General features: G+C 59.3%; 9 protein-coding genes. 6 read left to right on the forward strand and 3 right to left on the reverse strand.

All coding sequences use genetic code 11. From position 1 onward, the window contains the following. Positions 1-65 precede the first annotated feature (65 nt). Positions 66-716 (reverse strand): HAD family hydrolase, encoded by a 651-nt coding sequence (locus JJD74_RS27930; RefSeq protein WP_042556989.1) that lies wholly within the window; start codon positions 714-716, stop codon positions 66-68. A 29-nt stretch (positions 717-745) separates the two neighbouring features. Beyond that, positions 746-1,291, reverse strand: coding sequence for a gamma carbonic anhydrase family protein (locus JJD74_RS27935; RefSeq protein ID WP_042556988.1), 546 nt, complete (start codon positions 1,289-1,291; stop codon positions 746-748). A 62-nt stretch (positions 1,292-1,353) separates the two neighbouring features. On the opposite strand from JJD74_RS27935, the gene prlC reads away from it, so the two are divergent. The 3 genes from prlC to JJD74_RS27950 all read left to right on the forward strand — a co-directional run bounded on the left by prlC (position 1,354) and on the right by JJD74_RS27950 (position 5,861). Continuing rightward, entirely contained in the window at positions 1,354-3,432 is a 2,079-nt protein-coding gene (gene prlC / locus JJD74_RS27940) for an oligopeptidase A (RefSeq protein ID WP_164488103.1), read from the forward strand. Then, positions 3,429-3,719: a YheV family putative zinc ribbon protein gene (locus tag JJD74_RS27945; RefSeq protein WP_042556987.1), complete on the forward strand. Its 291-nt coding sequence runs from the start codon at positions 3,429-3,431 to the stop codon at positions 3,717-3,719. The genes prlC and JJD74_RS27945 overlap by 4 nt, the downstream gene beginning before the upstream one ends. A 111-nt stretch (positions 3,720-3,830) precedes the next feature. Continuing rightward, positions 3,831-5,861: a M3 family metallopeptidase gene (locus tag JJD74_RS27950; RefSeq protein ID WP_200617394.1), complete on the forward strand. Its 2,031-nt coding sequence runs from the start codon at positions 3,831-3,833 to the stop codon at positions 5,859-5,861. Here JJD74_RS27950 and JJD74_RS27955 read toward each other — a convergent pair whose 3' ends face one another. Beyond that, complete coding sequence (locus JJD74_RS27955) at positions 5,862-6,506, reverse strand: phosphatase domain-containing protein (RefSeq protein ID WP_042556985.1); 645 nt, start codon at positions 6,504-6,506, stop codon at positions 5,862-5,864. It lies immediately after the preceding gene. Between the two features lie 307 nt (positions 6,507-6,813). Between JJD74_RS27955 and JJD74_RS27960 the strand changes: the two genes are divergently transcribed. From JJD74_RS27960 to JJD74_RS27970, 3 genes are read left to right on the forward strand one after another with little or no spacing between them, the layout of a single operon-like run. Next, positions 6,814-7,560 (forward strand): gluconate 2-dehydrogenase subunit 3 family protein, encoded by a 747-nt coding sequence (locus tag JJD74_RS27960; protein WP_042556984.1) that lies wholly within the window; start codon positions 6,814-6,816, stop codon positions 7,558-7,560. Between the two features lie 2 nt (positions 7,561-7,562). Further along, positions 7,563-9,347: a GMC family oxidoreductase gene (locus tag JJD74_RS27965; RefSeq protein ID WP_042556983.1), complete on the forward strand. Its 1,785-nt coding sequence runs from the start codon at positions 7,563-7,565 to the stop codon at positions 9,345-9,347. A 12-nt stretch (positions 9,348-9,359) separates the two neighbouring features. After that, a complete protein-coding gene (locus tag JJD74_RS27970; protein ID WP_200617396.1) occupies positions 9,360-10,661 on the forward strand; it encodes a c-type cytochrome in 1,302 nt (433 codons plus the stop codon). The last annotated feature ends 436 nt before the right edge of the window (positions 10,662-11,097 follow it).

Here is an 11,097-nt window from a genome sequence, read left to right on the forward strand (position 1 = left end):
GAATGCGGTGCCCCTGAAGACACCGCTTTCATGTGGGAGCTGGCTTGCCAGCGATGACGTATTGATCAGCGCTGCAAAAATGCCTGATGCAACTCGGCCAGCGTTTCAAAGTGATAAGCCGGCGTCTCGGCATTCAACTCTTCAAAACTGCCAAAGCCATAACCCACCGCCGCCGCGTCCAGACCATTGCTGCGCGCGCCAATCAGGTCGTGCTTGCGATCGCCGATCATCAAGGTGTTCGCCGGGTCCAGCCCTTCTTCCGCGAGCAGGTGCGCAATCAGCTCAACCTTGTTGGTCCGCGTGCCATCCAGCTCACTGCCGTAGATCACCTTGAAGTGCCGGGCAAAGTCGAAGTGCCGGGCAATCTCGCGGGCGAACACCCAGGGTTTGGACGTTGCGATGTAGAGCTGCCGACCTTGGCCACTCAAGGTTTCCAGCAGCGGCGTGACGCCCTCGAACACGCGGTTTTCATACAGACCGGTAACCTTGAAGCGCTCGCGATAGAAATTCACCGCCTCCCACGCCTTCGCTTCATCAAAGTCGTAAAACTGCATGAATGCCTGCAACAGCGGCGGGCCGATGAAGTGCTCAAGCTTGGTCAGGTCTGGCTCATCAATGCCAAGTTTGCTCAGCGCGAACTGGATGGAACGGGTGATGCCCTCACGCGGATCGGTCAGGGTGCCATCGAGGTCGAACAGTACGGTCTGGTAATGCATGAGTATTCCTGAGCAGTCGCGAATTCGATTCAGAGTGTGTCGTAGCCTTCGGCCAGGTGCAGGTCCTTGAGCTTCACGTAGTTCGCCGCGCTGTAGGTGAAGAAGGCGTTTTCCTTGTCGGTCAGCGCCCGGACCTGTTTCACCGGGCTTCCCACGTAAAGGAAGCCGCTGTGCAGACGCTTACCCGGCGGCACCAGGCTGCCAGCGCCGATGATCACGTCGTCTTCGACCACCGCGCCGTCCATGACGATGCTGCCCATGCCGATCAACACGCGGCTGCCGACGGTGCAGCCATGCAGCATGACTTTGTGGGCGATGGTCACATCATCGCCGATCAACAACGGGAAGCCATCGGGGTTGAACGGGCCTGCGTGGGTAATGTGCAACACGCAGCCATCCTGCACGCTGGTGCGCGCACCGATGCGGATGCGGTGCATGTCGCCGCGGATGACTGTCAGCGGCCAGACGGAGCTGTCTTCGCCGATTTCGACGTCGCCGATCACCACCGCGGAGCCGTCGACAAAGGCGCCTTTGCTCAACTGCGGGGTATGGTTCTGGTATTTGCGAAGGGACACGATTAGTTCTCTCTCTGTCGCCGATAGCTGCGGTGAGTGTCGATTGTAATTAAGATGGGCACATGTTTCTTCCAGCCAAGGTGCCAACCGTGAGCGTGAACAACCCTCTTCTGCAGTCCTACGACCTGCCGCCGTTCTCCACGATCCGTGCCGAACACGTCCTGCCAGCCATCGAAACCATCCTGGCCGACAACCGCGTCGCCATCGCCGAAATCCTCAAGAGCCAAGGCCAGAACCCTACCTGGGCCGGCCTGGTATTGGCGATGGACGAACTCAATGATCGCCTCGGCGCAGCCTGGAGCCCGGTCAGCCACCTCAACGCCGTGTGCAACAGCGCCGAACTGCGTGAAGCCTACGAGTCGTGCCTGCCAGCATTGAGCGCCTACTCCACCGAGATGGGCCAGAACCGCGAACTGTTCCAGGCTTTCGAAGCGCTGGCCAACAGCCCGGAAGCCGCCGGTTTCGACGTCGCGCAAAAAACTATCCTGGAACATGCCCTGCGTGACTTCCGTCTATCGGGCATCGACCTGCCGGAGGCCGAACAGAAGCGCTACGCCGAAGTGCAAAGCAAGCTGTCCGAGCTGGGCAGCCGTTTCTCCAACCAGCTGCTCGATGCCACTCAAGCGTGGACCAAGCATATTACCGACGAAGCCGTCCTCGCCGGACTGACCGATTCGGCCAAGGCGCAAATGGCTGCCGCGGCCCAGGCCAAGGACCTCGATGGCTGGTTGATCACCCTGGAATTCCCAAGCTACTACGCGGTGATGACTTACGCCCAGGACCGTGCGCTGCGCGAAGAAGTCTACGCCGCCTACTGCACCCGCGCCTCGGATCAAGGCCCGAACGCCGGTCAGAACGACAACGGTCCGGTGATGGAAGAAATTCTCGACCTGCGTCAGGAGCTGGCAAAGCTCTTGGGCTTCGCCAGTTTCTCCGAGTTGAGCCTTGCTACCAAAATGGCCGAGTCCAGCGATCAGGTGCTGAGCTTCCTGCGCGATCTGGCCAAACGCAGCAAGCCGTTCGCCGCCCAGGATCTGCAACAACTGCGCGCCTACGCCGCCGAGCAGGGTTGCGCTGATCTGCAAAGCTGGGATGTGGGTTTCTACGGCGAAAAACTTCGCGAACAACGCTACAGCGTCGCCCAGGAAACCCTGCGCGCCTACTTCCCGATCGACAAGGTTCTCGGTGGTCTGTTCGCCATCGTCCAGCGTCTGTACGGCATCGAGATCGCCGAGCAGAAAGGCTTCGACACCTGGCACCCGGATGTTCGCCTGTTCGAAATCAAGGAAAACGGCCAGCACGTCGGCCGCTTCTTCTTCGATCTGTATGCCCGCGCCAACAAGCGTGGCGGTGCGTGGATGGACGGCGCCCGCGACCGTCGCCGTACTGTCGACGGCGTGCTGCAAAGCCCGGTCGCCAATCTGGTGTGCAACTTCACCCCGGCCGACAGCGGCAAGCCTGCACTGCTGACCCACGATGAAGTGACCACGCTGTTCCACGAATTCGGCCACGGCCTGCATCACCTGCTGACCCGCGTCGAGCATGCCGGCGTGTCGGGCATCAACGGCGTGGCGTGGGATGCGGTCGAGCTGCCGAGCCAGTTCATGGAAAACTGGTGCTGGGAGCCGGAAGGCCTCGCGCTGATTTCCGGTCACTACGAAACCGGCGAAGCGCTGCCTCAGGACCTGCTGGAAAAAATGCTCGCGGCGAAGAACTTCCAGTCCGGCCTGATGATGGTGCGTCAGCTGGAATTCTCGCTGTTCGACTTCGAACTGCATGCCACTCACGGTGATGGCCGCAGCCCGCTGCAAGTGCTCGAAGGCGTGCGTGACGAGGTGTCGGTGATGCGTCCTCCGGCCTACAACCGCTTCCCCAACAGCTTTGCGCACATCTTCGCCGGCGGTTACGCGGCGGGTTACTACAGCTACAAGTGGGCGGAAGTGCTGTCGGCCGATGCGTTTTCAAAATTCGAAGAAGACGGTGTGCTCAACGCTGAAACCGGTCGCGCCTTCCGTGAAGCGATTCTGGCGCGCGGCGGCTCGCAAGCGCCGATGGTGCTGTTCGTCGACTTCCGTGGCCGTGAGCCATCGATTGACGCACTGTTGCGTCACAGCGGCCTGACCGAGGGCGCGGCAGCATGAGTGAGGGGCCAGTGATCACCAAAAAACGCTTTATCGCCGGGGCTGTCTGCCCGGCGTGCAGCGAGCCGGACAGACTGATGATGTGGAACGAGGACACCGTGCCCCACCGCGAATGCGTGGCCTGCGGTTACTCCGACACGCTGAACGAGCAAGGGCTGTCGGTTCCAAAAGAGCTGGGCACGCGGGTCAACACCAGCGCGCTGAAACCGCCAGCGGACAAGAAAGTCCAGGCAGTGCAGTTTTTCCCTAATCCGAAACTTGCGAAAAAGCCTGACGAGCAACATTGAGTCAGTACCACCTTCCACCGATCAGCGGTGGAAGGTGGTAACTATCTACCGCCCTTCCCCTGCGCTTCCTGCCTAGGCTGGCCCTTTCAGCCAACCCTCAAGGAAGACGTCATGCCTGACACCAATCCGCTTTTACAACACTGGTCATTGCCCCCGTGGTCGGACATTCGCGCCGAGCATCTGCTGCCCGCCATCAACGTGATCGTTGCCGAAAACCAGCAGATCATTGCCCAAGTGATCGCCAGCCAGACCGAGCATCCAAACTGGGATGATCTGGTGGTGGCCATCGATTCGGCCGATGCGCGCCTGACGGAAGCAGTGGGCATTATCGACACGCTATCGAAGGTCAAATCCGACGACGCCGACTGGCTCAGGGAAAGCGCGTTGTGCAGCCACGCTGCAGGCCAATACATAGACGACAAGACCGCCAATCTCGAGTTGTACCGTACCTATCAACGCCTGGCGCAAAGTGCGGTTGCCGCCAGTTTCGATGATCAACGCAAAGCCTCGCTGGCGAAGATTCTGCGCAGTTTCCGCTTGTCCGGTATCGAACTGCAGCCAGCGCAACAGCAAAAACTTGCCCGCCTGAACCGGGATATCCGGAATCTGGAGCAATTGTTTCAAAGCAATCTGGAACTGGCCAACGCCGCGTGGAGCAAGCGCATCAACGACATCACGCTACTTCAAGGCCTGTCTGCCGAGGTACAGGCACGTCTGGCCCTCAAGGCGAAATCGGCTGGACACAGCGGCTGGTTGCTCACGCTGGATCAGAACACCTATCGACAAATCATGACTCATGCGCAAAACCGCGCGCTGCGTGAAGAGTACTTCACGGCCTGGATCAACCGCGCGTCTGATCGAGGCCCGCAGGCAGAAAAACTCGACAACGATCCGGTCCTCTCGGTACTGGTCGCGTTGCGCCACGAAAAAGCCCAATTATTGGGCTTCGAGAATTTCGTCGAGTTGCGCCTGGCAAACCGTATGGCCACCTCCCCGGCGCAAGTCAGTGCGTTTATACGCCAGCAAATAGTACTGAATACGCCGCATCTGCTGAGTGATACGCAGGGGTTGAAAGCCTTTGCGCTCACCTTGGGGTATGCAGATATCCAACCGTGGGATGAGGAATTTCTCGCCGAGCAATTACGCCTGCAACAATTGAACGGGGCGCTAAAAGGCTTGCGCCAGTATTTTTCGCTTGATGACACGTTGCGTAAACTCTGCCGGTTCTGCGAGCACCTGTTTGGCATCACCATCGTCGAGCAGACAGCACTCAGCCACTGGCATGACAGCGTCCGACTGTTGGATGTCAGCGAGCACGGGCAAGTGATCGGGCACATCTACGTTGACCCTTTCCACCGCGAAGACGCCACTGATTTTGCGTTCACCTCCGTGTTACGCATTCGCAGTATCAATGCCGAGGGGCGACCAGCGCTGCCGATCGCTTGCCTTAATTGCAATTTCCCGCCTGCCACCGAAGCGCACCCGTGCCTGCTCTCCCACGAAAACCTGCGGGTGCTGTTTCACGAGTTCGGCCATTGTTTGCAGCATGTGCTGACGCGCTCGCCCCATCGCAACCTGGCGGGGATCTCTCAACTGGGACGCGACACGGCGGAATTCGCCGGGCAACTGTTCGAGCATTGGTGTCAGTCACCAGACTTTCTGCTGTGGCTGGGGGCGCATTACCAGAGCGGCGAACGTCTGACAGAGGCGCGAGTCAACACCGCACTGGCTGCGCTTGGCGCCCAGACCAGTCGATCAACCACCCTACTGCTGCTGACGGCATTGTTTGATCTGGAGTTGCATCGCAGCCATGGTGATGGCCGCAGCATCGAACAGGTCTTCGAGGATGTGCAACGCGAGATGCCGCACCTGCGACTGTCGGGTTATCACCGTTTCGCCTTTGGCTTTGATTACCTGGTGACCGGTTACGAAGCGTCGGTCTATGCCTACAAGTGGTCAGGGGTGCTGGCGACCGAAGCGTTCAAGCGGTTCCAGCGGGACGGGGTTTTCAACCCGCAAGCGGGCCGCGCTTTTCGCGAGGCGTTCTTTGCCCCTGGCGACTCCGGCTCGTTGCTGACCGCGCTGGAAGCCTTTCTCGGCCAACCGGTCGACACGCAACTCTTTGCAGCCACCACCGATTGATCACTTCAGATTAACCGTCTGAAACCAGCTCTTCAGCGAACAGGTCGCAAACGCGCTGGTGCTGCAATCACCATTGGCCAGCGCGGTACGCAGCTTGTCGACATCAGCCTGCATCACATAGCGCACGCTGTCGCGGAAGTGGCCGCTTTCACCAAAACCACCTTGGGTCATTTCGTTCAGAGCGTCCTCTTTGCTCCAGCCTTGCACCACTACGCGGTACATCGCGGCCATCAGCCCGGTGCGGTCGGAACCGTGCTTGCAGTGCATCAACACCGGGCCACTGGCCTCGGCTTCCTGAATCGCACGCAGGGTCTTGAGCACATCACTGTCGTCGACGTGGTTGGTGCGATACGTTAATTGCACTTGATGAATGCCGGGCGTGGACAGCCAGTTGCTATCGGCTTCGGGCAGGAAGTTGATGACCGTGGCCACTTTCAGATTCTTCAATAACGGCACGGCACCATCGTCGGGCAACGCGCTGCGGTACAGCGTTGGCGACATCTGGAACAGGTTGTATTGCACTTCAATCGGCTGCGCCCATTGCGCAGGACGAAGGGCCGCAGGCTCGGCAGCCTGTGCCGGAAACAACTGCAAGAGCATTACAAGTGACAAGCACACAGCAGGAAAAAGATGCACTCGGGACATGCTGGATTAACCGTATCGGGATTTTCAGTGACAGGAGCCTCAGCGTCGCCGTTTGGCGGTCAAAGCCCCGTGAGCCGGGTGTCAAAGAAGCGTGAATCGGCATTCTTTGCTCAACCCTCACCGCGCAATTCCAGTCTTTTTTGCGCTTTATCGATTCATCCAGATGCTTAGCCTGCTACCATTTGTCACATCTTGTTGCAGACACGTCCCCCTTTTACGGGTCAAACCGGCCACGTCGCGACAGCAAATCCTCAAGCCGTTCGCAGAAACGGTTGACCAATCTTGATGCCTGATGAGGTGCAACCCAATGTCTGATGAAAATCGAGACAACCCGCGGCGTGATTTTTTACGCAAATCCCTGACCCTGATTCCAGTGGTCACCCTCGCCGGCACCGGTTTGGGCAGCAGTGTCCTGCATGCCTCGCCTGAAGCCGCTCCGGCCACACCCGCGGCGCCACCGGCTCGCGCTGACGCGGGCGTTTATCAGCCGAGCTATTTCACCGCAGAGGAATGGGCCTTCATCAATGCCGCCGTGGCGCAGTTGATTCCCGCTGACGCTCAAGGCCCAGGTGCGATTGAAGCGGGCGTGCCGGAATATATCGATCGTCAGATGAACACGCCCTACGCTGCCGGAGCCCTCTGGTACATGCAGGGTCCGTTCAACGCTGAAGCGGCGCCGGAGATGGGTTGGCAAAGCAAATTGGTCCCTAAAGAGATCTATCGTCTCGGCATCGCCGCCACGGATCAGTGGACAAAAGCCCTCAACGGTAAAACATTTGCTGAGCAAGACAGCGCTACCCGAGACGATTTGCTCAAGCAACTCGAAGCCGGCAAACCGCAGTTCGATAGCGTCCCGGCGAAGATTTTCTTCAACCTGCTGCTGCAAAACACCAAAGAAGGATTCTTCTGCGACCCGATCCATGGCGGCAATAAAGGCATGGTCGGCTGGACCATGATCGGCTTCCCCGGCGCCCGCGCCGATTTCATGGATTGGGTGGAACGCAACGAGCAATACCCCTTCCCGGCAGTTTCGATTCGCGGCGAGAGGGCGTGAGCATGGCAACCGTAATGAAGAAGGTCGACGCAGTGATCGTCGGTTTTGGCTGGACCGGCGCCATCATGGCCAAGGAACTGACCGAGGCGGGCCTCAACGTGCTGGCGCTAGAGCGCGGGCCAATGCAGGACACCTACCCCGACGGCAACTATCCGCAGGTGATCGACGAACTCACCTACAGCGTGCGCAAAAAACTCTTTCAGGACATCTCCAAAGAGACCGTCACCATTCGCCACAGCGTCAACGACATCGCCCTGCCGAACCGCCAGTTGGGTGCGTTCCTGCCGGGCAATGGCGTCGGCGGCGCCGGGCTGCACTGGTCGGGCGTGCACTTTCGCGTCGACCCGATCGAGTTGCGCATGCGCAGCCACTACGAAGAACGCTACGGCAAAAGCTTCATTCCCAAGGACATGACCATTCAGGACTTCGGCGTCAGCTATGAAGAGCTGGAGCCGTTCTTCGATTACGCCGAAAAAGTCTTCGGCACTTCGGGCCAGGCCTGGACCGTCAAAGGTCAATTGGTGGGTCAGGGCAAGGGGGGTAACCCTTACGCGCCGGACCGCTCGAACCCTTTCCCGCTGGAAGCGCAGAAGAACACGGTTTCCGCACAGCTGTTCGGCAAAGCAGCCACAGAGGTTGGCTACAAACCCTACAACCTGCCTTCGGCAAATACTTCAGGGCCGTACACCAATCCCTACGGCGCGCAGATGGGCCCGTGCAACTTCTGCGGATTTTGCAGCGGTTACGTTTGCTACATGTATTCCAAAGCTTCGCCGAACGTGAACATTCTGCCGGCGCTCAAACCGTTGCCGAATTTCGAGCTGCGGGCCAATTCCCATGTGCTGCGGGTCAATCTCGACAGCAGCAAAACCAAAGCCACCGGCGTCACCTACATCGATGCGCAAGGTCGGGAGATCGAGCAACCGGCGGATCTGGTGATCCTCGGCGCGTTCCAGTTGCACAACGTGCGACTGATGCTGCTCTCCGGGATCGGCAAGCCTTACGATCCGATCAGCGGCGAAGGCGTGGTCGGGCGCAACTTCGCTTACCAGAACATGGCAACGATCAAGGCGTTCTTCGACAAGGACACCCACACCAACAACTTCATCGGGGCCGGCGGTAACGGTGTGGCGCTGGATGATTTCAACGCCGACAACTTCGACCACGGCCCGCACGGCTTCGTCGGCGGCTCGCCGATGTGGGTCAACCAGGCCGGCAGCCGACCGATTGCCGGCACCTCGAACCCGCCGGGCACGCCGGCCTGGGGCAGCGCATGGAAACGCGCGACCGCCGATTACTACACCCACCAGGTGTCGATGGACGCCCACGGCGCGCATCAGTCCTACAGAGGTAACTACCTTGATCTCGATCCGGTGTACCGCGATGCCTACGGCTTGCCGCTGCTGCGCATGACCTTCGACTGGCAGGAAAACGACATCAAGATGAACCGCTTCATGGTCGAGAAAATGGGCAAGGTCGCCGAAGCGATGGGCCCGAAAGCCATTGCGGTGATCGGCAAGAAAGTCGGCGACCACTTCAATACGGCGTCCTACCAGACCACCCACCTCAACGGTGGCGCGATCATGGGCACCGATCCGAAGAAGAGCGCGTTGAACCGTTACCTGCAGAGCTGGGACGTGCACAACGTCTTCGTTCCGGGCGCCTCGGCATTCCCGCAAGGCCTGGGCTACAACCCGACCGGTCTGGTCGCGGCGTTGACCTATTGGTCGGCGAAGGCGATCCGCGAGCAATACCTGAAAAACCCCGGCCCGCTGGTTCAGGCTTAAGGAGCGATGACCATGAAGAAGTTTGTTATCGCGTCCCTCGCGCTGCTCGGCAGTGCTGCTTTGCAAGCGGCCGAAGTCGATCAATCCTTGATCAAGCAGGGTGAATACCTGTCCCGCGCCGGTGACTGCGTGGCGTGCCACACCGCGAAAAACGGCAAGCCGTTCGCCGGGGGCCTGCCAATGGAAACCCCGATCGGCACGATCTACTCGACCAATATCACCCCGGATAAAACCGGCGTGGGTGATTACAGCTTCGAGGACTTTGATCAGGCAGTGCGTCATGGCGTCGCCAAAAACGGTAGTACGTTGTACCCGGCGATGCCGTATCCGTCCTACGCCCGTGTCAGCGAAACCGACATGAAAGCGTTGTACGCGTACTTCATGCACGGCGTTGAACCCGTCGCGCAAGAGAACAAGGCCAGCGACATTCCATGGCCGTTGAGCATGCGCTGGCCGCTGATGGGCTGGCGCTGGATGTTTGCGCCGAAGGTCGAGGACTACAAGTCGACGTCAGACGACCCGGTGATCGATCGTGGGGCGTATCTGGTAGAAGGGCTCGGACATTGCGGCGCCTGCCATACGCCGCGTGCCCTGACCATGCAGGAAAAATCCCTGAGTGCGGCCGATGGCAACCACTTTCTGGCCGGCAGCGCGCCGCTGGAAGGCTGGATCGCCAAGAGTCTGCGTGGCGATCACAAGGATGGGCTCGGCAGCTGGAGCGAGGAGCAACTGGTGCAATTCCTCAAGACCGGCCGCAGTGATCGCAGCGCCGTGTTCGGCGGCATGAGCGATGTGGTCACCCACAGCATGCAGTACATGACCGACGCCGACCTGACGGCGATTGCGCGCTATCTCAAGTCATTGCCGGCCAATGATCCGAACGATCAGCCACACCAATACGACGCGGCAGCCGCCGAGGCCCTGTGGAACGGTGATGACAGCCAGCGCGGCGCCTCGGTGTACATCGACAACTGCGCGGCATGCCATCGCACCGACGGTCACGGTTACACCCGTGTGTTCCCGGCGCTGGCAGGCAACCCGGTGTTGCAATCAGACGACCCGACCTCGCTGATTCACATTGTGCTCAAGGGCGGTACATTGCCCGCGACGCACACTGCGCCATCGACTTTCACCATGCCTGGTTTTGCCTGGCGGTTATCGGATCAGGAAGTCGCGGACGTGGTGAGCTTCATTCGTGGTAGTTGGGGTAACAAGGGCGCGCCGGTGAAGGCTGCCGATGTCGCCAACCTGCGCAAGAACGATATGCAGACAACGTCCGGGGATGATCTGGGACAGGTCACCACGCATAACTGACTGTCGGAGTGCCTCGCCCGCCGATACAGCATGTATTTCTATGCTGGATCAGCGGGCATTCGTTTCTGGGCACTAAAACCAGGGGAGAATCTCATCTACTGTCAGACTTGGCAGGGTGCATATCCGAACAGTCGATGTAACTTTCCACGCGCCGAAAACCACAACTGTAAATACATACACCTGTCAACTCTGACAGTAGCTGTTATTTGCCGTCTGACTTACTGTCCGATTGACGCAATTCAAATCTCGATATTGCGCAGGCATGGAGCAAATCACATGAGCTATTCAGTCGTGGTTGAGTTTAAGGACGGCGGTTGCAGGAGCTGAGTGCAACACGGTTATTGAATTGAAGCCGGAGCATCATGCCGCATTGCCATGGAGTTTTGCATGACCTCTCCCATCACCTCGATGGGGCATTTGAAGTCGAAGCGCTTGC

Source organism: Pseudomonas sp. MF6776, from assembly GCF_016613125.1.
GTDB lineage: Bacteria > Pseudomonadota > Gammaproteobacteria > Pseudomonadales > Pseudomonadaceae > Aquipseudomonas > Aquipseudomonas iridis.